Origin of the sequence: Desulfovibrio sp. (genome assembly GCF_034006445.1) — a bacterium.
Lineage (GTDB): Bacteria > Desulfobacterota > Desulfovibrionia > Desulfovibrionales > Desulfovibrionaceae > Desulfovibrio.
In genome coordinates this window covers 475,988-497,089 of record NZ_JAVESS010000001.1, presented here as the reverse complement: position 1 = coordinate 497,089, position 21,102 = coordinate 475,988, and the positions used below count along the sequence as shown (strand labels likewise).

Here is a 21,102-nt window from a genome sequence, read left to right as displayed (position 1 = left end):
GGCGGCCCCGATCAATAAAGATCGTCATCTGCCGGCGTGCGTTCCCAATAAACGCGCCCTTTTTTCTTGTACTTGCGCAGTAATACATAAACACTGCCAGGGCCCCCGTCGTGGGGCTGCGCAGTGCAGAAGGCCAGCACGACCCTTTTGAAGGGGTCCTGGGTCAGCCAGTTTTGCAGCTTCTCGCGCAAGATGCCTATGCCGTCAGGGGAGTTGCGCCCCCGGCCCGGCACCACAAGCACGGTGCGCAATCCTTTATACCAACCGCCGCGTAAAAAACCGCGCAAGGCCTCAAATGCCTGCAAAGCGTTGAGTCCGTGCAGATCCAGATGCGCTTCGGGACTGAAAGAACCTGCCCGCAGCTTGTTTATGGTCATTTGATCAAGACCCACCACATGCCCTTCAAGGTACTCGTCGGAAAATGACAGGGCAAATTCCAGCTTGCCATCCATGAAATCCTGAAGGCTGATCTCCCCGTTAGGCGGCGGAGTAACAGCATCAGGCACTGGCACCACGTCACGCCCGCGACCCTGAAGAGGAGCAACCTCGCCCATGGCCTGAAGAAACACGGCATCGTCCGCATCTGCGTCAGCCATGTCTCCGGCATGGCTTTCCACGCGGGAAGAGATTTGTGCCGCACCGAAGCCGGAACGCTTTTTCGCGCCCATGCGGAGGCCGCCCTGCGCCGCATCAGGCTGGTTTTCCCTATGGGTTGGCGTGGCGTCGTCCCTTCTTGACCCTCCGCCTGCTCCGCGTTCAGATTGTGGGGCTGGCATACCTGCGTTGCCTTTGTTGTGCTTCTTTTTTGGGTCGCTGCAATCTGGCAAACTGGCGTGTTCTTCCAACAGGAAGGTTCCCGGGCCGGAGTGTTTGCGCGCTCCATTTGCCCCACGGGGTGCTTTTGATGACTGCATTTGCCCTATGGAGCGTAAAAAAAGATCGCGCTCTTCCTCGTCAACACCAGAATCTTCAACGCCGGTAGCGTTTCCTGTGGAGTGGGTCTTTATATATTTTCTGGTTTTGGCAGCAGCACGAGATTCCGCAGGCTTTCCTGCTTTCTTTTCAGGAAGCTTGCCCATATTGAGGGATCTGAAGGGATTTTCGCCAAAAGAATCGGAGTCGGACATGGTCAACCCCACAAGGAGAGGTTAGAGCGTTTTTATTCGTGACGTTGCCGCCATCCGCAACGTTGCATCATCAACGCTTCATCATCAAAGCGCCATCAGTGGCTGACAATTGCCGCTTGAAACGCTCAGTGATTGCGTGAGAGGCGCTGCCCTAAAGGCGCAAGCGCGGTGTCTGCGCGCCCATACACCATAACACCGCGCTGTAACCTCGATAATATATCTTCCGAAGATATTTGTCCGGCCAAAATCTTTGTTCTGGTTGAAAAAAAAGCCGCGGCATGCCGCGGCTTTTTCAATCATGAAATCAAAGTGCTACTGCCCCGCAGGCGCGGCATCCTGCTTGCCGGCAGGAGCGGATTGCCCGGTCGGAGCCGCTGGTGCGGACTGAACGGGCGGCACGGCGTTGGTCTTGGGCACCGCAGGTTCTTCAATCTTTACATTAAGAATGGTAGATTCGCTGCTGGGCCGCGAACTGGTGACATACGTGTAACTCAAAGAAGTGATAACAAAAATCACTGCCATAAGCGTGGTAAGTTTGGCAAGAATGCCGCCAGCGCCACCACTGCCGAAAACAGAAGTGTTGCCCCCGCCAAAGATGACGCCCATGCCTTCCTTGCCCGATTGCAAAAGTACAAGGATAATAAGCAACACGCATACAATGATATGCAGCGTAAGAATGAGAGTCTGCACGTATTCCTCCTCGCCGTCCGGCCACTGCCCAACGGCGCGCCAGAAGTTGGGCATCAGGCCCCGATAATTTGTAGGAAGCTTTGCGCCTCTAAAGACGCTCCTCCTACCAAAAGACCATCCACGTTGTCAAGGGCAATAAGGGCTCCGGCATTGTCTGGCTTGACGCTGCCGCCATACAGGACGGGCAGTTTTTTGCCGGTTTCACCCATAAATTTTTCAAGCAGGACGCGTGTGACGCCGTGTGCTTCACGCACTTCACCGGGGCCAGCCACCCTGCCGGTGCCGATGGCCCACACGGGCTCGTAGGCAATGACAAAACGTCCGGTCAGGGCGTCATCAGCCATGGCGTCAGGTTTTGACGAAAAAAAGGCCGTCAATTGGCGTTCAAGCACTGCATACAAATGGCCCTGCTCACGCTCTTCAAGTGTTTCACCGATGCAGAGCATGGTTTTCATGCCATGGCTCAAGGCAAATACTGCCTTGCGCGCGACCATCTCATCGCTTTCACCAAAAATATGCCGCCGTTCGGAGTGTCCGGCAAGCACCCACTCCGCGCCCACATCCCGCAGCATGTCCACAGAAACTTCCCCCGTGAACGCGCCTTCGGGCGCGGGATAAAAATTCTGCGCCCCCACAGTCAGCGACTTTTGCCCGCGAAACGCCTGGGCCACACATTCAATGGCCGTCGCTGGCGGAAAAACAACAACTTCTCGCCCTTCCGGCAAAACTCCAGGCAGGGCAGCAGCTATTTCAGCAGCTGTGGTTTCGGCCTCCATGCGGTTTTTATACATTTTCCAGTTGGCGGCAATGATTTTATGCATAACATACCCCTTGAGGCGTTAAAGCTGACAGGAGTCAAGCTCACATCGGTAGACAAGGGCGTCTTCACCCGTGTCGGCATAGTAGTTGCGGCGTCGCCCTACTTTCTGGAAGCCGCAGCCCTCGTACAGGGCAATGGCAGCCCTGTTCCCCGTCCGTACTTCAAGCAAGACTCTATGAATATCCATTTTACGCGCCAGGCGCAAGACAGTGCGTAAAATGCGCTTTCCGTGCCCAAGGCGGCGCATATGGGGCCGCACGGCCAAATTGAGTATTTCCAGTTCATCTTCGGTATGATAAATGGAAATGTAGCCCTCAAGGCATTCGCCGTTAAACAGGCCAAAGGCCGCAAATGCCTTTTGTCCAAAAGCGGCACGGCATTGCTCTTCAGACCAGGGCAACGTAAAACACTCCCGTTCTATAGCAGACATTTTTTCGGCATGGCATGCTTCAAGTTGCCGCATGCGCCATGCCTGCCCTGTGGACATGCTCATGAAAACAATTCCTTATGACTGCCTGAAAAATCCGGCACAAAGCCTTGAAGTGGTGGACAGCAACAATGCGCCCCTGTGCATTATGGCGAAAGAAGATGTTTTGCGCCAATGCCTGCCGCACCGGGCCGTGGCGCTGCTTGTCCGCGACAGACGGGGGCGCGCCCTGCTGACCCTGGGCGAACAGGGTTGGGGATTTTCGTCATACGGCCAGGTTGCAGCCGGCATGTCGTGCGAGAGCAGCGCACAGGATATCCTGTTTCGCGAATGGAGCCAGGAGGGCGGCCGCCTTGCCTGCCTGGGCCTCATGCCGCCCTCGGCCAGCAATGGCCTGTCCTTTCTTCACCTGTATACGGCCAGCCTGCCGCATTCCATCATTAAAGCCAGGGCCATGGCACGCGACAGGCACCTGCTGGTGGATCAGGATGAGATGAAAGGATTGGGCGCACACTTTGGCGACCTGCTCTCCCCTGTCATGTACGCCGCCCTTGAGGGCGGATACCTCTCGCATTTCTGAGCGGCGCTGTTTTTGCCGCTGATCTGGATTACGCCCAGTTCGTGATGCTAGATCGTGGTACTCAGGTCGTGGGGCTCAGCAAGTCGACGGCCAGAGCGTGCAAACGTCCGTTGCTTGCAAGCAGGGGTTCGCCAAAATGCAGGGGATCGCCGTTCAGGTTGCTGACGCGTCCCCCCGCCTCTTCCACAAGCAGCATGCCCGCCGCAAAGTCCCACGGCTTGAGCCCGGATTCATAAAAAATATCCAGCTTTCCGCTGGCGACGTAGGCCAGATCAATGGAGGCCGCGCCAATGCGCCGTACACCTTGCGCCATGGGTAAAACCAGGGCGAGGCGTTCCAGTATTTCCGGCAGCCGGGTGGCAATATCATAGGGAAAACCTGTGCCCACCAGGGCGTCATTGAGACAGTCCACACCACTCACGGCAATGGGCTTGCCATTGCAAAAGGCTCCGTGACCACGCGCCGACCAGTAGCAGCGATGGAGCATGGGTGCATTGACAATGCCAAGCTCAACACGTCCGTTGTGCCACAGGGCCACTGAGGTGCCCACCTGCGGAATGCGATGCACAAAGTTGGTGGTGCCGTCCACAGGGTCGATGATCCAGCAAAGCTCGTCTGGCGCTTCATCATCACGGCTGCTTTCCTCAGCGAGAAAACACGCGCCGGGCACGAGGTCAGCCAGCTTTTCCTTTAAAAAAGCCTCTACAGCCAGGTCGGTCTGGGTGACCAGGTCAATGCTGCCCTTGTGGCGCACATTACTGGGCAACTCCCAGTGTTCGCGTATGATCTCGCCGCTTTGCAGGACAATATCCACGCAGTTTTTGAGTATGGAACTGGCATCAATCATGAGAAATCCTTTGTTTCAAGTCGAGCGCGTGAACCCCGCCAAATCCCCCGGTCAGAAGCCCAACGGACTCAAGTGATCGGGTGTATTTTCCGCGCTTCAGTTTACCCGGGCATGTCGTGGTGGTGACATTAAGAGCAGCCATGCGTTGCCGCTGCCGCACGACGCGGGCAGTTTTTTGCTTGGGACTGAACGCGACTAACAGCCCGGTTCAGCGCCGTAACAGGCGTACTGACACAGTTGCGGATGCCTGTTTGCAACGCTTGTGGGTTCTGGAGCCGCTTACGAATGAAATGAAGTCATTGCTCTGCAAGGATTTTTCAGAAAATCCTTGCCATTCTCAAGGGTAATCTGCGCTAGTTGATAAAGACGGAGCGGTACGTTTCGCGGTCAAGCATGGCTTTGGCTGTGCCTCGCAACACTGTGGTAAGCGGGTCTTTATCAACAAAAACCTTGAGGCGGGTTTCTCTGGCGATATATTCGTCAAGGCCCTTGAGCAGTGAGCCCCCACCAGCCATGAGCATGCCATTGCGGTAAATATCCGCGGCAAGTTCGGGCGGTGTTTTTTCCAGCGCACGCAGGACTACCTCAAGAATGGCCTGCACAGGTTCACGCAAGGCTTCACGCACATGGGCTTCTGTTACCTTGACCACGCGGGGGCCGCCGCGAACCATATCCTTGCCCGAAACCTCGAGGATGGGGGCATTGGGTATTGGCATGGCCGAGCCTATGATCTTTTTTACGTTTTCAGCTGTATTGTCGCCTACTTCCATACGAAAAGCGTCACGCATGAAGCGCTGTACGGCCAGGTTCATAGCGTCGCCCGCTATGCGTACCGACTGGGTATTTGCAACGCCGGACAGGGTAATGACAGCCACCTCGCTGGTGCCGCCGCCTATGTCAAGAACAAGATTGCCCAGGGGCTCGTGGATGGGTAAATCAGCCCCTATGGCAGCAGCCATAGGCTCTTCGATCATGGAGATGTCTGCCGCTCCGGCCAGCATGGCCGCGTCAATGACAGCCCTTTTTTCAACCTGGGTAATGCCGGTGGGGATGCAGATGGACATGGAAGGCCTGACCAGACGAAGTCCCGTGATGGCCTTGCGCACAAAGTAGGAAATCATGGCCCGGGTGACGTCAAAGTCGGCGATGACGCCGTCCTTCATGGGCCGAACCGCGCGGATGCGCTGGGGTGTCCGCCCAATATATTCTTTTGCGGCGGCACCCACGGCAAGGACTTTGCCGGAAAGCGCGTCCAGAGCGACCACTGACGGCTCATTGACGACAATGCCGTGCGCCCTGGTATAAAGCAGGGTGTTGGCGGTGCCAAGATCCATGGCTATGTCTTTCGACAGAAAACGGAAAAAGCGCCGCAGCAGCATAATTAATTTTCTTTTTGGGGTGGCATGGGGGCACTGTCCGGATCATATACCTGGGGGCCATCGCTGTGCAGCCTGGCCCTGGGCAGCATGGTGCGCAAACGTACCTTGAGGTACAGATTTTCCAGAAACAGCGCCAGATGGTCTACGGCCTGACGCACAAAACTGCGCATGGACTCATCAATCTGCCTGGGCTGCGTGTGGGCCAGACACAAAACACCGCGTGTACTTTTATTGACCATGACGGGCATGCAAATGGCGGCTTGAAAGTCCGGCATATCAGGGAGCTTGCCGAACAGAACCGTAGAGGGCGCGCCCTCTACCCCTTCGGCCACCACAGGCTGATCGTTGTGAAAAACCCAGCCGGTTATGCCACTGCCCATGGGCAGGATGAGGGGTTCCTGCCCGTCAAGAAGAAGCCGCGCTGATTCTGCTTCCACACAATATGTTTCGCCAGGGGTATCCACCGAGGCAAAGGCGCAGTAGTCAAAGCCCGTAGCCTCAACCATGATGCGCAGATAATTCTGTAAAAATTGCGGCCAGCGCTTGTAGCGAAAGCGCAGGTCCTGAATGACGCCCAGTTCCACAAAGTAGCGTGGAATGTTGCCCGTCAGATCCTGGCGGCCCTTGCTGCCCTGCTGGCGCGCCACCAACTCTGCAAACATCTGCAGAATCTTGTGGTCTTTGTCAGAAAAAGAATACTGTCTTTTGCTGTCAACGCATAACGCCCCGCCGGTTGGCACGGGGCAACCCATGAATGCCTTGATGGAGGCCTCTTCGCCACCGGAATAATAGCCGAGGTTGCTCTGCCGCTGATCGAAGTTGGGGACAAGAAGTGGCTGGCGATTGCGCACAATCCAGCCCACCAGCCCCTTGCCTGGCAGCACCGTGGCCTTGGCCCCGATTTTGTCGCCAAGGCTGAAAGAGGCGGCGAGGTGGTGCCCCTCACCTTCTTCATCGGGCAAAAACAAGACAACAGAGTATGCGTCAAAAACGCTGCAAACGATACTGAGTATATGTTTTTCTAAAGAATTTTCAGTCATGGTACTGTGGGTTTTATGGTGATGCGGCTTGGCCGCCAAATCTATTAATAAGCTCATTTCTTGTAACAAAGCGTACCGCCCCCCGCAACTGCTTTTGATCATAGGACGATGCAACAGGCCAGGCAATCAGAAGAAAAATAGATAAATTTGCATAAATATGGCCCCCCTGCCCCTGTAAGGGGTTGACTCTTGTGTAAAATATTTATTTATCAGCTATGGACACTGGAATTATTTTAAAAATAAGTATACATAATTGAGAAAGATTGGTCTGTAGGGTGCAGGAATGATCAAGTGGCAAGAGGTCTTTAGCAAAAATGGTCAACCTTGGCGGGATGCAACGTGCTTGTCCGCCCCTGTTGCCATCAGCGACCTTGAGTCGCTCAAGAATTTTCTTGATGCCGTACATGTGCGTTTCTGCCTGGTAAAACCCTATCAGGAAAACAAGAACTATCCGGTTGTGGAAGGCCGCGAGCTTCTGCCTTCATTTGACAATGACATGTTCGAATACAGGGATCTGCCTGGCTTTTCCCTGGTGGCTTTTGCCCGCCAACTGGATTATTTTTCTGAAATTTTTCAATTTGACAGGTTGCACCCGGTCGTCACCGAGGGCGAGGGAGCCTCATGCCCGCTGGAAAATCAGGTGATGGGGCAAAACCTGCAAACCCTCGCTTCACGTCTTCCGCGCATGCACCAGGATGTCTTTCGTCAGCAGTTCCGCTCTACAGATACTGTGCTGCTGGAAAGCTACCCCGCACTCATGCCCTACCTGCTCAACATGGACAGGGCGCAAGTGCTGGCCTGGGGCGCTGACAACCAGTTTCATCTGGCTGGCGTGTTTGCCTCATTTCCCTCTGATATTGACAGCGAACTCAAGCGGTTTGGCATACGCATAGGCAAGTTTGTCTATGGCGACAGCGATATTTATGAGCTCAACCGCATGTTCGTGTACCAGTATCTTATGGAGCTTTACGGCTTTCCCATTGTGTCCGAGCGGCGCACGTCCAGTGCGCTTTTTGCGCGCAAGCTGCATAAAATGGGTGAGCATTTTCTTCTGCGGGTTCTTGGGCAGACTGACCGTACCCTCACGACCTATGTGTCCACTGGCGGGAACCAGCGCTACCCCCAGCTGGAAAAGATAGCCCTGGTCGCCGTGGATGCCGACCATGAAGAAGCCCTTGAAATCATAGACCGCGATGGTTTTTTTCTTGATAAACCCCGTCGGGTCGTCATTTTGCGCGTCAAATACCGCCAGCATACATTTGATTCGAGCAACGTCCGTCAGGATCGCGCGCTTTCGGTTGTGGCTCAGGAAGTGCTGCACCCGCTTACCGGCGAGCGCCTCACCGGGCTCAATCTTATCAAGGATACGTCCAACATGTTCCTGCGCCTCAACGACATTGTGCGCGGCGAATTCACGGGGCGTATTGTTTTCAAGCGCACTGAGGTTGTTGAAAATACCGACACCCACGAAAAGAGGCTCAAGTTTCTGTACAGCTGGCTGACCAAGCACCAGCGGCGCATGATCAGTTATAGCGACGAGTTTTTTTCCAATGTCAGCAAAGTGTTATCTAATTACCTCTACTCGCCGGACAATGACGAAGTTTTTGAAGACCTGCGCGATCTGTATCAGGAAGTCTGCACACGGTTCAGCTATATTCAGCAGGCCCGCCGGGTGCGGATTCTGGAAGACCTGTGCACACGCAGCTGCAAGGGCGTACATATCACCTACAGGCAGATGTTCAGCGAAGCGCTGGGGCTGCTCAATGAACTGAAATTTGAGGTAGTCAACTTCTTTCCCGCATTGGTGGACGGCATTATTGACTGTGTTGAAAAAATATTGCGTGATCGCTACCTTCAACGTCAGTACATTGAGCCGCCGGAAGACAGTTTGACCCCTGCCGGAATTGAAATACGCAAAAATTACGGACGCCTCGTTTCCTTGCAGGACGGCTTCAAGGCTGTGCGCAAGGCAAGGATGGGCAAGGAAAGCATCTTAACATGAGTTTGGCGTTTTTTTATCTGCCTCCGGAACGTTGGGGGCATGAGGTTTGTCTTGATGGCCAGGAGGCCCGTCATCTGAGTCAGGTTTTGCGCATTGCCCCTGGCAGTGAAGTTGGACTTCTCGATGGCCGGGGTCGTCTGGGCCGCTTTGTTGTGCTGAAGGCCGGAAAAAAAACTGTTGACCTTGAGTGTCGTAGCGAAGATTTTTTGCCGCAGCCTGAAGCGCGCGCCGTGGTTGCCCTTGCCTACAGCAAGGCCGTACGACGCGGATTTTTTATGGAAAAGGCCGTGGAGCTCGGCGCATCAGGCATATGGCTGTGGCAAGGCGATCACAGCCAGGGCAAGCTTTCCGCAGCAGCAGAGGAAGCCTGCCAGGGGCAGCTTGTGGCTGGCGCCAAACAGTGCGGCAATCCCTGGTTGCCGGAGGTTCGCGTGCTTGGCGGCGGGGTGGACGATCTGGTCAGCCAGGCGGCCAAAGCCGACTACCGCATTCTGCCCTGGGAAGCGCAGGACGCCGTGCCCATGCTTTCCCCAACCATGGCGGGGCAGCGCGGTTTGACAGTCTATGTCATTGGCCCTGAGGGCGGTTTTTCACAACGTGAGCTTACCATGCTTGCAAAGTCTGGTTTTTGCGCTGTGAGCCTGGGCACGCGGGTGCTGCGCTGCGAAACGGCGGCAACCCTCTGCCTTGGCATACATTGGTGGGCTTCACAGTTGCCAAAGGCTCTACCGCACGAGGCGGAACTGTCATGACCGTCAACAAACCCCTGCCGGAGCGCATGCGCCCGGATGATCTGGCGCTCTTTCTGGGCCAGACGCATCTTGGCGGACGCCTGCGTTCTCTCATGCAGGCTCCGCGCCTGCCAAGCCTGCTTTTTTTTGGCCCTCCAGGCTGTGGGAAATCCACGTTGGCCCTGCTGCTGGCAAAATCCACAGGCAAAAAATTTTTGCGTCTCAGCGCGCCGGAGGCCGGTTTGCAGCATCTGCGCCGTTCGCTTTCTGGCGTGGACATTCTTGTTCTTGACGAGTTGCACCGTTTTTCCAAGGCACAACAGGACTTTTTTTTGCCTCTGGTAGAATCGGGCGAGCTTACCCTGCTGGCCACGACTACCGAAAATCCCTCTTTCAGCGTCACGCGCCAGTTGCTTTCACGGCTTCATGTGCTGCGGTTGCGGCCCCTGGGCCGCCCTGAACTTATGGAACTGGCCAAGCGCGGCGCTGCCGACCTTCAGATGGACATGTCTGAAGAACTGGCGGATTTGCTGTCTGGCGCGTCGCACGGTGATGCCCGCACCTTGCTGAACCTTGTGGAGTATGTGGCCGCCCTGCCCGCTGATCTGCAAGAACTTGAGCATATTAAGTCCGCGCTGCCCGAAGTGCTCGTGCGGCATGACAAGGACGGCGACAACCACTACGAGCTTGCCTCGGCGCTTATCAAATCCATTCGGGGCAGCGATGTTGATGCGGCCCTGTATTATCTGGCCTGTCTGCTTGAGGGCGGCGAAGACCCGCGTTTTATCTGCCGTCGGCTTATCTTGTCGGCTTCGGAGGATGTGGGCTTGGCTGATCCCACTGCCCTGTCGCTGGCGGTTTCGTGCCAGCAGGCTGTGGAATTTGTGGGCATGCCCGAGGGATTTATTCCCCTGGCCGAAACCGTGACGTACCTGGCCATGGCCCGCAAGAGCAATGCCTCATACGCGGCCTACCTCAATGCCCAGCGTGAAATCAAGCTCAATGGCCCGCGCCCGGTGCCGCTCCACCTGCGCAATCCCTCTACCCAACTGCAAAAGGAATGGGGCTACGGCAAGGAATACAAGTATCCCCACAACTACCCGGATTCCTGGGTCGAACAGTCCTACCTGCCTCAGGGCCTTGAAGGACGCCGTTTCTATCAGCCCCGCGATAATGGTGAAGAACCTCGGCTCTCACAGTGGTGGCGCAAGATTCACAAAATCAAAAAAACGGAAGACTAAGGTATGCATCCTTTTGTTGAAGGCGTTTTTGCGCAAAAATTTCTTACTGGCAATGACTATGCAAGCCAGCCAGCGCACGCGGGCTTTTTTTCGCGGCTTTTTCCATCACTCAGCTTTTACAGTCGCCTTTTTGGCGGCCCGGTGCGCTGGCTGTGCTCCAAGGCCGCCAAGGGACAGTGCGACGACAGCGCCTGGGTGCATGCCAGTGTATGGGTCGCCGACCTGATGGAAAACATTGGCTGCCCCATTGAAGTGCAGGGCATGGACGCCATCAATGAAGTGGACGGGCCCTGCCTTTTTGTGGCCAACCACATGAGCACGCTTGAAACCTTCATGCTGCCCGGCATGATACGCCCAAGGCGTCCCGTGACCTTTGTGGTCAAAAAAAGTTTGACGACCATGCCCTTCTTTGGCCCTGTCATGTGTTCACGTGACCCCATTGTTGTCGGGCGCACCAATCCGCGCGAAGATTTGACGGCAGTGCTTGAAGGCGGTCTTGAGCGCCTGAAAAAAGGAATATCCATTATTGTTTTTCCGCAGAGTACGCGGTCGCTGAATTTTGATCAGAGCCACTTCAATTCCATTGGCGTCAAGCTGGCGCGTAAGGCGGGGGTGCCCGTGGTTCCCCTCGCGCTGAAGACGGACGCCTGGGGGCAGGGGCGCAAAATCAAGGAACTGGGCCCAATACGCCCTGGCATGCCCGTGCGGTATTGCTTCGCGAAACCGATGCATGTGCAGGGGCAGGGCAAGGAAGAACACGCGGCCGTTTGCCAGCACATTGCCAGCCACCTTGAGGAATGGATACAAAAGGACGGAGCCAATGATTCCCAGCCGCCACAACGTGCGGTACAGGCCTGAACCTTTGCAGGCGTAGCATCCCCGCCCCATGCACCGACCAAATAAAACGGCCCCGCTGGAAAAAGTTCCTGCGGGGCCGTTCTTTTAGCGAACAATCAAATTTTCAGACCACAATTCCTGGGCACGGTGTTTTTGCGCGTCGTGCAGCATGGCTGTGGTTGCCTGCCTCCACGCTGCAGCGCCGATGAGCAGGGTTCACTCTTCAGGCGTGGCTTTGCAGGCGAGCAGCTTGAGCCATTTTTGCCTGGGAGGCGCTAGCCGCTGTGAGCGGCAGATTCTGTTGCTTCCGTCTTTTTTTGCAGCTTTTTTGAATACCGTGAGAAAAAGTAGCCGGAAACGGGTTTCACGCTTACCACTGCAAAAAAGAGGAGAAAATACAGCATGGAATCTATAAGCAGCATCTGTGTAGAGCGGTTTTCAAAGCCAAGGCCGCTCAGATAGCCATGCAGTTTTATAATAATCCAACACTCCAGAAAAAAAACGACCAAGGCGCACAGGAAACACCTGTCTTTGACCTTTCGCAGCTGTTTTTCCATATATTCCCTTCCGCAAGCAAACGGACGTTTTACACATCATGTTCCTGTTTTTCAAACCGGCCAGAATATGGCACAGAACGTGGGTTTACGCTAGTCTTTTCACCCCTGGGAGCGGAGCTTGTTTTGGGCAGAGCTTGTTTTGGGCGGAGCTTGTTTTGGGCGGAGCATGTTTTGGGGAAGCGGTCATTCACGTCCTGACATGCAGAGAGCTTCATGGCGATAAATGCATTAAAAAGGCAGGAAGTTGCCCTCCTGCCCATACAGACGATACATGTCACGGCCTGGCGTCATTCCCATTCAAGCAGTCGCCTCTGACCAGTCAGGGAGCGCAGGTGCGTGGCGTCTTGCCCCACTTCAAGGCAGCCCAGATAGGCTCCCTGCTTGTTTCTGAGCGCAAGATACTCAATATGGATGAACTTGCCGCCAAGTTCCAGCCAGAACTCTGCCTTGTCACGCTCTCCCCTCTTAAAGGCTTCGAGAATTTCAGTGACCATGTGCACTGATTTTGGGGGGTGGCAGTTTTTCACCTCGCGGCCGATAACAGCGGCGCTTCTGGGGAAAATACGGTGCGCGCTGTCAGAATAGTAGGCCACCCTGTCATCCGGGTCCACAAAGCTCACATCCACGGGCAAATTGCAAAGAATGGCGTCCACAACCTCTCGCGGCAGCTGCCCTGTCGAAAGATCGACAAGTCCTGACTGGCTCGCGCCTCCGGCAAGACTGACAGCAGACGCGCTCCATTCCCCTTCGGGCGTTACGCCGAAAGAGTAGCCGATTTCATCGTCACCCAGGCGGCAGCGGTTCCAGTCTTCCTCGGTAAGCAACTGAAGGCACATGGGAAAGAGAATATTTTCTTCTTTGCGAATCATTTCTGCAACTTCATCAATGAGGTCCTGCACAGCCGCAGATCCTTCCACCCTGTTGTCGTCAGCCAGAAGTTCCTGCGCCCGACGGAACTTGCCGCGGATGTCATCGTGCACTTCCCACATGACCTTGCCAGGAGCGCTCAGGTCATGCTTTTCGAGCAGGGGGAAGAGCTGATTTTCCTTGCGAACGTAGTGGGTCTGGATGCCGGCAAGTTCCTGTACAAGAGAACTGAGGCGCTTAAGCACAAAAGGCCATTGGGCGTCGGTTGGCGTATTGGATGGGCCCAGGGCTTCCCGGATTTCGGCAATAAGTTTTTTTGCCTGAGCATTTTCCTTCAAATAGGTGTGCACAGGGTGCCCCGGCGGAACCTGCGGCATCTGCTGCCCTTCCAGCGCGTTCTGGAACAGGGCCGCATGCAGATGACACATCCTTTTTATTTCCGTCTCGGGCAAGCCCTCGTTCACAAGGGTCTGCTCCAGGGCGGCAATTTCCTGCGGTGTGATATCCCCCACAGTTTTATTGAATTTATCCTGTAACTGGCTGAATTCCACGCCGTCATGAAGATCCTTGATTATTTCCTTGAGCGCGGCGAGGCGTTGCTCCTGCGAAGCCTTCGTATCGGCCCCCTGCACGCCCCTGGCGTCGGGAGGAGCGATTTCAACGGATTCGCCGGTAGTGGTCATGATTTCGCCAGCGATGAACAACAGCAGCGAAAGAACACTCTCATCACCCATGCCAGCCGCTTTTTCTACAGAGGCAACCCTGCCCACTGTCTGCCGCAAAAGAGGATTTTTGAGTTTTTCAAAGCTCTTGTTGTGGTTTGCCAGAGCGTCTATGAGAAAAGGATATTCCTTGGTGAGGGTATAGATACTCGCATCCTTGGTCAGCAACATGGCTACCTCGACTTATTTATGTAGCATTTTAAAAGTATTAGCGTTTGAAGCGGCAGCGTGCCAGAGCACTTGTACTGTAGCTGCCCTGGCCGCTGCACTATGTACAGGCCACGCCATGGAGGCGTAAGCGCAGTTTAACCGCACTGATGCCCGCCGTAAGAGGCGTGTTGTAACCTTTGGCTTTGTGTCGCTTCAAAGGCCATTGACTTTAAATCGCCCTAGATGGGCGGAGTAATGGTCACAAGCAAGCGCATGCGTGTTGTGGCCTCAACCCCGTGCGGTTCACGAATTTCAGAAACGAGAATGTCTCCGGTTTTTGCGGGCAGCTTCACGCCGTCGGCTCCCAGAAAAAAGCCCTCGCCTTCAAGAATCTGTATGGACAGCTCACCGTCCAGATCGTGCGAATGCACGGGAAAAATGACGCCAGCATCAAGGTTGAAGTTGATAATCTTGAAATTGGGAGAATCCTCCACAAGAAAGAAACGCTTCATGACATTGGGCGAAAATTCTCTGGTGGAATCAAGCTGCAGTATTTTCATGACAATTCCTTTGCCGGTCATGGCTGCTTTAGCGGATTTGCAGTGTGCTGGTTCACTATGAAACAGCACTGGCGGCTGCATACGCTGGCGCTCGTCGTGAAGGCGTATACGCCACGTGCCTGCGCCATTGGGCGCTGTAAAGAGAATGCTGTGAGCGTTTGGAATAAGCATTCCCAACGGTATGCAACACCAGTGAGTCTATCGTAGAGGTGGCCCGCCAGGTTTTCTGTGAGCATGCTCACAATAAACCATTAATTTTGCCTTTCCCCTATTCATACGATAAACCGCAAAGCCGTCTTGTCAAATTACCATAAGTCATGGCCATGTTATGACAAAACTGAAGCCAGTTCATGAAATACAGCCAGTTACCCACTATTTTAGTAATATTTGTCGGACAGAAGTTTCACGCGCTTACACAGGATAATATTTTCCAGTACAGGATTGGATTGAAAGTTCAATGATGCCAGTCATTTTTACCATAGCATCAGGGTAGGAACCGCCAGTATGCTGCGGTGTGTATTTACGCACAAAAGCGTCCAATACGGCGCGCTTTGCGGCAGCATCTGCAATCATGGCCGCGTGCCCCCTGATAATGACGCTTTCATAGGCGGTATTTGTGTCACACGCTTCTTGCGCATGGTGAACAAGCCCGATCATTCGCTCCACCTCAAAGCCCACGCGCGAGTCTCTTTTGATGTTGGCTAGTTTTTCGCCCGCAGCCAAACCGTGGATAAATATCTTTTCGTCCATATACACAAAATGAACCGGCGTAATATAGGGAAAGCCGTCCGATCCAGTGCTGGCCAATCTGGCCACCGGTTCGGCGGTAAGCAACGCGTGTATTTTTTCCTCTGACAAAGGATATTTTTTCATTCTTGCCTGCATGATGCACCTCGTATATGTTGATGTGAACCTAGCAATAACATTCTTTTATGTATAATGAATAGTGACATTTTCAGGTTTTTCCGCCTAACGCTTTTGTGCTGCGCTGGCGTGCTGGCGCGCAGTCCCTGCCCGTGATCCGCGACATTCCTCCGCTCTGGGTGCGCTTAAAACCGCATGGGCCTGCACCTGGCATGGTCAGTATGAATTGCATCTTGAAAATGAGTAAGACCCTGAACCTCCACTGTGCTATAGCAGACAGCAAAACGGAACGAGGCTCCCCATGACCGAGTTTTCGGACGACACCATGTGGCAGGCAGTGGTTGACTGTGATTCCGCATATGACGGAAAATTCTTCTATGGCGTAAAAACTGTGGGCGTATACTGCCGCCCCTCGTGCAGGTCAAAAACTCCTCTGCGAAAAAATGTTGTGTATTTCATGACAGAAGAAGAGGCCAAACGCACAGGATTTCGCCCCTGCAAGCGATGCCGGCCAGAACTTTGCGGGCAAGCGCCTGTTGCTGGCCTTGCCGCGCAGGCCAAAAAGCATATGGACGATCACTACGACAAACGCGCACTGCTGTTGGCTGAACTGAAAAAACTGGGCGTTACGCAAAGCCACCTGGCTGCCGTGTTCAGGCAACAGTATGGCATGACCCCCACGCGCTATCTGGGCAGCAGGCGCGAGCAGCAAGCCAAAAACCTGCTGGCCGCAACAGACATGCCCATTATTGATATTGCTGCTGCCATTGGTTTTGACAGCTTGTCGGCATTTTATGCGTTTTTTAAAAAACAGGCAGGCACGACGCCCCATACATTTCGCGTGCAATCAAAATCGCAGGTGGCGTGAATCCATAATGGAGACATGGCAGCCAGATTCCACCGTTCTACTCTGCTGTGAAGAGGGCTCGCACGGCAAAACCCGTTCGATCATTTTTGCCTTGAAACGTCTTGATTGCTGAGCCAAAGGCGGCCACACGAAGATGCAACGACCCAGTCATGATGGGCGCTGTACCATAAAGGCGCATGACGCAGGCATTGAGCTACGTATTTTGACGCGGATCTGCGCATAGTGTTCTGCACAGAAATGGAGATGCTTGATGAAAAACATGGCGTTTTACACCTTCCCCATTGGTAGAATCGGCATAGCCGCCGATGCTGGGGGCATATGCGGGGTGTTTTTCAGCACCGAGGCCCCACCTGAAGGCTTTGAACAGTCAGAAACGCCCATGATCAAAAAGGCGGCCGGGCAGCTTGGCGAATATTTTGAAGGTAAGCGCAAAGAATTCGACCTCCCATTGCACCTGGGCGGCACAGAATTTCAGGCCGCCGTGTGGCGGGCCCTGATGACCATTCCTGCTGGTGAAACCCGCAGCTACAAAGACATTGCGATAATGGTGGGTAACCCAGGCGCAAGCCGTGCGGTGGGGATGGCCAACAATCGCAATCCTGTTGCCATTATTGTGCCCTGCCATCGTGTCATCGGACAGGACGGAAGCCTGACGGGTTACGCGGGGGGCCTTGCCATTAAGCAGTATCTGCTGGAACATGAAAAAATCTGGCAGCCAGCCAGAACTGAAAAAGCGCATGAGCAACACAAATTATTTTGAATATGGCGAAAAAGAAAAGCAATGGCTCAGCTCGCGCGATCCTGCCCTGTCTGCCGCCATGGATGAAATAGGGCATGTTCACCGCGAGGTGCAGCCCGATTTATTCAAAGCGCTTATAAACTCCATTGTCGGCCAGCAGATATCCACAAAGGCCCATGTGACCATCTGGAACAGGATGCAGGAGCGCTTTGCCCCCATCACCCCGGAAAACTTTGAAAATCTGCGCGCGGAAGATATACAGACCTGCGGCATTTCCATGCGCAAAGCCCTGTACATCAAGAGCATTGCCGATGCCGTCAGTGACGGCGGGCTTGATCTGACGCTTCTGCCAGCCATGACGGATGTAGAAATAAGCGCAAGCCTTGTGCAACTGAAAGGCATTGGCCTTTGGACGGCAGAAATGCTGATGATTTTTTCAATGCAGCGCCCGGATATCCTCAGTTGGGACGATCTGGCCATACAGCGCGGCCTGCGCATGCTGTACAGGCATCGCAAGATTACCCCCAAACTTTTTGCCAAGTATAAAAAGCGCTATTCGCCCCATGCCTCTGTTGCCAGCCTGTACCTTTGGGCCATTGCGGGCGGAGCCTGCGCAAGCCTGAAAGACTGCGCGCCAGCAAAAAACAGGGGGCTAAAATCCAAATAATGCTTTGTCACACGCTGCGCCGGTCGTTCAGTGCGAACAACCAGGCTTGATGCCGCGAATGTAATGATGCGCCATACCAGAAAGCAGGCCGGGCCAGAAATACATTCTTAGGGAAGCACTGATTAAAGAACCTTTTGGAAACACGCAGTTGTTTCGTTTGGCAAGGCGCGATCTTTTTTCAAGCAGGGGTGGACTCTTCCGTCCTCGACTGTTTCAAAAAAAGTGAAGCAAGTCCGCCAAACGGAATAACTGCGCGTTTCCTTAACCCGGCCAGCTTTCTGGTCAGAACTTTGCGTACAGCGGGACGCCGTGCCTACCAGCCATTATGGTGAATTTTTTCCGCCTTGTAGCGATCGACTTTGCTGAAAGACTGCGCGGGGTGTCCCACAACTACCAGAGCCAGCACATTGATGTCCGCCGGGATTTTGAGCAAGTGACGGATGGGTTCCACTCTGTCTTCAATGGGGTGCATGCCGCACCATACCGTGCCCAGATTTTTTCCACGCGCCGCCAGGAGCATGTTTTCCAATGCGGCTGTGCAGTCCTGCTGCCAAAAACCTGCTTCTTTGGCTTCAGCGGGGTTGGCGCATACTACTATGGCCAAAGGCGCATGGGCTGCCATCTTGGCATAGGGGTGCAGTTCGGCGATTTTTGCGAGCAAAGCCTTGTCACGCACAACCACAAAATGCCAGGGTTGGCGGTTATGTGCGCTGGGGGCCGCCATGGCTGCACGCAAAAGGGTTTCCAGATCAGCTTCACTGACGTCTTCATTGGTAAATTCACGGATGCTGCGACGGGTAAAAATGGCTTCTAAAACGTCCATATTGATCTCTCCTGCAATAAACTGACGTGTGTATCAGAGTATTTAACCTTTGAAAGGTGATACCTTTCATAAGTTGTCTGGTCTAGTATACACAGTTTTGGATGAAAGAAAAAGTATGTAAAACTGCCGCGCGCCGAGGACAGGTATCCACGGCGCGCGGTTATTATACATAGTCTTGCCGATCAACACTGTCTGTGACTGTTGCACTGCTCCGCTTCTGCGGAAATGCGTTACGCGTCCCTGACAGAGTATCTACGCCTAGCTCATGTCCCAGTTGGGATACATGGTCCATATGCCGCAGGGGCAAATGCCTTCGCAGATGCCGCAGCCTATGCAGCGGGCTGGATCGGACACGTATTCAAAACCGTTTTCATCCTGCTTGCGGTCAATGGCTTTCTCCGGGCAGGATTTGAGGCACATCTTGCAGTCCCTGCACGAACCGCAACTGATGCAGCGGTTGTGTTCGTCCTGCGGGCTGGGCAGGTCCTTGTCATGGCATTTGGCAAAGTAGGCAGTGTGCAGCCGGGTTGACGGAACAAGGCGCTTTTCTGCCGGCGTATAGCTTTCGCCGCGAATCCAGGCGTCAGCGGAAAGGGCCGCCTCACGTCCTGTGCCAATGGCATGCACCAGAAGACCAGGCTTGATAACGTCGCCAACAGCGAAGACGCCATCCATAACGCTCAGGTCTGGCTTGGGCACAAGCCATTCACGGAATTTTTCAAGTCCCTCGGGCAGGTAGGAAAGGTCAGGCGACTCGCCCACGGTGATAATGACCATTTCACCAGGGATAAGCCTGCCCTCCTGCGTGATAAGGCCCTTGTCCGTGATTTCCTTGGTTTGAACCGGCCACACAAGCTTGCCGCCCAAAGCTTCAATCTGCTCAATTTCATGAGCAAAAGCGGCAGGTTTCTGCACGTCGACACAGGTAACCAGCTTGGCTCCGGAGGCGTAGGCTCCTGCCGCCGCGTCCATACCCGCATTGCCGCAGCCGATAACAATGACGTTTTCCGGCACCCTGGGGGCCTTGCCCTTGTTGACGGCCTTGAGAAAGTCTATGCCAGCCACGATTTTTTCATGCCCGGGCCAGGGGAAGATGCGGGGAACATGCCCACCCGTTGCCACAACAAGGGCTGAGTGCTTTTTACGAAGCTCCGCAAATTTTTTGGCGTCTACAGTGCAATTGTTTACAAAGCGCACGCCAAGGTCTTCAATGCGCTTGAGTTCTTTTTGCAGCAGATCATGGTTCAGGCGGGCACGCGGTATGACCTGCTCAAGCTTCCCGCCCATGACAGCGTCAGCTTCGTACACAGTGACGTCATGCCCCATACGGGCCAGTTGCCATGCCGCTGTAAGGCCACCCACACCGCCGCCGATAACGCCAACATGCTTGCCGGTACGCTTTTTTTCCTTGGGCACTTTAATATCTGCCGAGCAGGAGCCAAGCGCGCCAATCTGCACCGGGCTGTCCAACTGTGAGCGTGTGCAACTCTGCATGCAGGGGTTGGGGCACACGCTGCCGCAGACAGAACCCGGAAAGGGCGTGTAATCCAGCACCAGACGATAGGCTTCGTCCACCCTGCCCTCGCGCAGCAGGTTAAAACGCACCTGACTGGGAATGGAGGCCGGGCAGTTGAATTCGCAGGGAGCGGCGTAACGCGCGTTTTCCCAGAGGGGCACGCGCTGGCGATAGTCGCCACGCGCCACGAGCCCATTGACCGCGAAATCGTCCGACGCCACATCGCTGAAGATACCGTCAGTGATCCATTCTTTTGCCCGGAACTGCCCCATGCTGGGCATTCCTTCATGATCGCGCTCTTCAAAAGGCAGAGGGGTGATTTTTTTCCAATGCTTCCAGACAGAGAGTTCCTTGCGCAACCGGGGCTTGTCGATGGCGGTCAGAAAGTCGTCCAGTCCGGCTTCAAGCCAGGCGATGTCAGCGTCATCAATGGCGCTGACGCTGACTTCGTGAGGCAACTGCCCCACCGGGCCGCGAAAATACACAACGCCGCCCACCATGCCCACGCACGGACGCTCGCCCAGAACGGAGGGCATGGTCTGGCTTTCATAGCCGCAGACCACAGCTTTGCCGCCGCCCATAAACTCGAAGGAAAAGCTGCCCACGCTCTTGAGAACCCACAATTCGGGGGCCGAATATACGGGGTCATGTTTCATGAGCGAGCCGGAGCGCGTGCCCGCGCGCCCGCCAATATACACAAGGCCCGCAGCGGCACAGTGCGCCGCCGTGTCGCCGGCGTCTCCGCGCACAGTAATGCGGCCGCCGGCATTGAGCCAGCCCACATCGGCGGGAGCCGAACCTTCAACCAGAACTTCAGTGTCTGGCAGACACATGGAGCCAACCCGCTGACCGGGATTGTTCACGGTAAACGTGAGCTTTTTGCCGTCCTTGTTCCACAGGGGGCCGCCGATATCGTGCTGCCCCGATGCCTCAATATAAAAATTCGTCTCGCCCTTTTCCACTGCGGCCTCAATGGCCAACAGAAGATCCTGGGTGGACATCCTCTCGTGATTTTGCAGTGTAGTTACGCGCAACATACTGTCATCCT

21 protein-coding genes are annotated in these 21,102 nt (G+C 54.7%); 8 read left to right on the top strand and 13 right to left on the bottom strand.

What is annotated here, in order from left to right; genetic code table 11:
• Window positions 1-11: 11 nt before the first annotated feature.
• The 4 genes from RBR41_RS02025 to rimI form a co-directional block, all read right to left on the bottom strand.
• Window positions 12-1,127: a Smr/MutS family protein gene (locus tag RBR41_RS02025; protein ID WP_320350597.1), complete on the bottom strand. Its 1,116-nt coding sequence runs from the start codon at window positions 1,125-1,127 to the stop codon at window positions 12-14.
• A gap of 312 nt (window positions 1,128-1,439) precedes the next feature.
• Complete coding sequence (gene secG, locus RBR41_RS02020) at window positions 1,440-1,817, bottom strand: preprotein translocase subunit SecG (RefSeq protein WP_320350595.1); 378 nt, start codon at window positions 1,815-1,817, stop codon at window positions 1,440-1,442.
• Between the two features lie 53 nt (window positions 1,818-1,870).
• Window positions 1,871-2,638, bottom strand: coding sequence for a triose-phosphate isomerase (tpiA, locus tag RBR41_RS02015; RefSeq protein ID WP_320350593.1), 768 nt, complete (start codon window positions 2,636-2,638; stop codon window positions 1,871-1,873).
• A gap of 18 nt (window positions 2,639-2,656) precedes the next feature.
• Window positions 2,657-3,130 carry a ribosomal protein S18-alanine N-acetyltransferase gene (rimI, locus tag RBR41_RS02010; RefSeq protein ID WP_320350591.1) on the bottom strand — a complete coding sequence of 158 codons (474 nt, stop codon included), beginning with the start codon at window positions 3,128-3,130 and terminating at the stop codon, window positions 2,657-2,659.
• Between rimI and RBR41_RS02005 the strand changes: the two genes are divergently transcribed.
• Window positions 3,129-3,644, top strand: a complete 516-nt coding sequence (locus RBR41_RS02005) for an NUDIX hydrolase (protein ID WP_320350589.1) — start codon at window positions 3,129-3,131, stop codon at window positions 3,642-3,644. The two genes, rimI and RBR41_RS02005, sit on opposite strands and share 2 nt — an antisense overlap.
• 61 nt (window positions 3,645-3,705) lie before the next feature.
• Here the strand turns inward: RBR41_RS02005 and RBR41_RS02000 are convergent, their stop codons facing one another.
• The 3 genes from RBR41_RS02000 to RBR41_RS01990 all read right to left on the bottom strand — a co-directional run bounded on the left by RBR41_RS02000 (window position 3,706) and on the right by RBR41_RS01990 (window position 6,910).
• Window positions 3,706-4,491 (bottom strand): inositol monophosphatase family protein, encoded by a 786-nt coding sequence (locus RBR41_RS02000; RefSeq protein WP_320350588.1) that lies wholly within the window; start codon window positions 4,489-4,491, stop codon window positions 3,706-3,708.
• 353 nt (window positions 4,492-4,844) lie between these two features.
• Window positions 4,845-5,870, bottom strand: coding sequence for a rod shape-determining protein (locus RBR41_RS01995; RefSeq protein WP_320350587.1), 1,026 nt, complete (start codon window positions 5,868-5,870; stop codon window positions 4,845-4,847).
• 2 nt (window positions 5,871-5,872) lie between these two features.
• The gene (locus tag RBR41_RS01990) at window positions 5,873-6,910 is read right to left on the bottom strand and encodes a GAF domain-containing protein (protein ID WP_320350586.1); all 1,038 of its coding nucleotides are present in this window, start codon (window positions 6,908-6,910) and stop codon (window positions 5,873-5,875) included.
• A gap of 283 nt (window positions 6,911-7,193) precedes the next feature.
• On the opposite strand from RBR41_RS01990, the gene RBR41_RS01985 reads away from it, so the two are divergent.
• The 4 genes from RBR41_RS01985 to RBR41_RS01970 are packed head-to-tail and all read left to right on the top strand — an operon-like array spanning window position 7,194 to window position 11,742.
• Entirely contained in the window at window positions 7,194-8,912 is a 1,719-nt protein-coding gene (locus RBR41_RS01985; RefSeq protein WP_320350584.1) for a hypothetical protein, read from the top strand.
• Complete coding sequence (locus RBR41_RS01980) at window positions 8,909-9,664, top strand: 16S rRNA (uracil(1498)-N(3))-methyltransferase (RefSeq protein WP_320350583.1); 756 nt, start codon at window positions 8,909-8,911, stop codon at window positions 9,662-9,664. Before RBR41_RS01985 ends, RBR41_RS01980 begins: the two co-directional genes overlap by 4 nt.
• Window positions 9,661-10,884 carry a replication-associated recombination protein A gene (locus tag RBR41_RS01975; RefSeq protein ID WP_320350581.1) on the top strand — a complete coding sequence of 408 codons (1,224 nt, stop codon included), beginning with the start codon at window positions 9,661-9,663 and terminating at the stop codon, window positions 10,882-10,884. The genes RBR41_RS01980 and RBR41_RS01975 overlap by 4 nt, the downstream gene beginning before the upstream one ends.
• A gap of 3 nt (window positions 10,885-10,887) precedes the next feature.
• Window positions 10,888-11,742: a lysophospholipid acyltransferase family protein gene (locus tag RBR41_RS01970; RefSeq protein WP_320350579.1), complete on the top strand. Its 855-nt coding sequence runs from the start codon at window positions 10,888-10,890 to the stop codon at window positions 11,740-11,742.
• Between the two features lie 254 nt (window positions 11,743-11,996).
• Here RBR41_RS01970 and RBR41_RS01965 read toward each other — a convergent pair whose 3' ends face one another.
• The 4 genes from RBR41_RS01965 to RBR41_RS01950 form a co-directional block, all read right to left on the bottom strand.
• The gene (locus tag RBR41_RS01965) at window positions 11,997-12,278 is read right to left on the bottom strand and encodes a hypothetical protein (RefSeq protein WP_320350577.1); all 282 of its coding nucleotides are present in this window, start codon (window positions 12,276-12,278) and stop codon (window positions 11,997-11,999) included.
• A 287-nt stretch (window positions 12,279-12,565) separates the two neighbouring features.
• The gene (locus tag RBR41_RS01960; RefSeq protein WP_320350575.1) at window positions 12,566-14,038 is read right to left on the bottom strand and encodes a DUF438 domain-containing protein; all 1,473 of its coding nucleotides are present in this window, start codon (window positions 14,036-14,038) and stop codon (window positions 12,566-12,568) included.
• Between the two features lie 218 nt (window positions 14,039-14,256).
• On the bottom strand, window positions 14,257-14,577 hold the full coding sequence (locus RBR41_RS01955; protein ID WP_320350574.1) for a cupin: 321 nt from the start codon (window positions 14,575-14,577) through the stop codon (window positions 14,257-14,259).
• 411 nt (window positions 14,578-14,988) lie between these two features.
• Window positions 14,989-15,450 (bottom strand): pyridoxamine 5'-phosphate oxidase family protein, encoded by a 462-nt coding sequence (locus RBR41_RS01950; RefSeq protein ID WP_320350573.1) that lies wholly within the window; start codon window positions 15,448-15,450, stop codon window positions 14,989-14,991.
• A 292-nt stretch (window positions 15,451-15,742) separates the two neighbouring features.
• Between RBR41_RS01950 and RBR41_RS01945 the strand changes: the two genes are divergently transcribed.
• The 3 genes from RBR41_RS01945 (at window position 15,743) to RBR41_RS01935 (ending at window position 17,715) form a co-directional block, all read left to right on the top strand.
• A complete protein-coding gene (locus RBR41_RS01945; protein WP_320350571.1) occupies window positions 15,743-16,309 on the top strand; it encodes a bifunctional transcriptional activator/DNA repair enzyme AdaA in 567 nt (188 codons plus the stop codon).
• 250 nt (window positions 16,310-16,559) lie between these two features.
• Window positions 16,560-17,069: a methylated-DNA--[protein]-cysteine S-methyltransferase gene (locus tag RBR41_RS01940; protein WP_320350569.1), complete on the top strand. Its 510-nt coding sequence runs from the start codon at window positions 16,560-16,562 to the stop codon at window positions 17,067-17,069.
• On the top strand, window positions 17,047-17,715 hold the full coding sequence (locus RBR41_RS01935; RefSeq protein ID WP_320350567.1) for a DNA-3-methyladenine glycosylase: 669 nt from the start codon (window positions 17,047-17,049) through the stop codon (window positions 17,713-17,715). The genes RBR41_RS01940 and RBR41_RS01935 overlap by 23 nt, the downstream gene beginning before the upstream one ends.
• A 313-nt stretch (window positions 17,716-18,028) precedes the next feature.
• Here RBR41_RS01935 and RBR41_RS01930 read toward each other — a convergent pair whose 3' ends face one another.
• Both RBR41_RS01930 and RBR41_RS01925 read right to left on the bottom strand, forming a co-directional pair.
• Window positions 18,029-18,538 carry a nitroreductase family protein gene (locus RBR41_RS01930; RefSeq protein ID WP_320350565.1) on the bottom strand — a complete coding sequence of 170 codons (510 nt, stop codon included), beginning with the start codon at window positions 18,536-18,538 and terminating at the stop codon, window positions 18,029-18,031.
• 258 nt (window positions 18,539-18,796) lie between these two features.
• Window positions 18,797-21,091, bottom strand: a complete 2,295-nt coding sequence (locus tag RBR41_RS01925; protein WP_320350563.1) for an FAD-dependent oxidoreductase — start codon at window positions 21,089-21,091, stop codon at window positions 18,797-18,799.
• Window positions 21,092-21,102 lie beyond the last annotated feature (11 nt).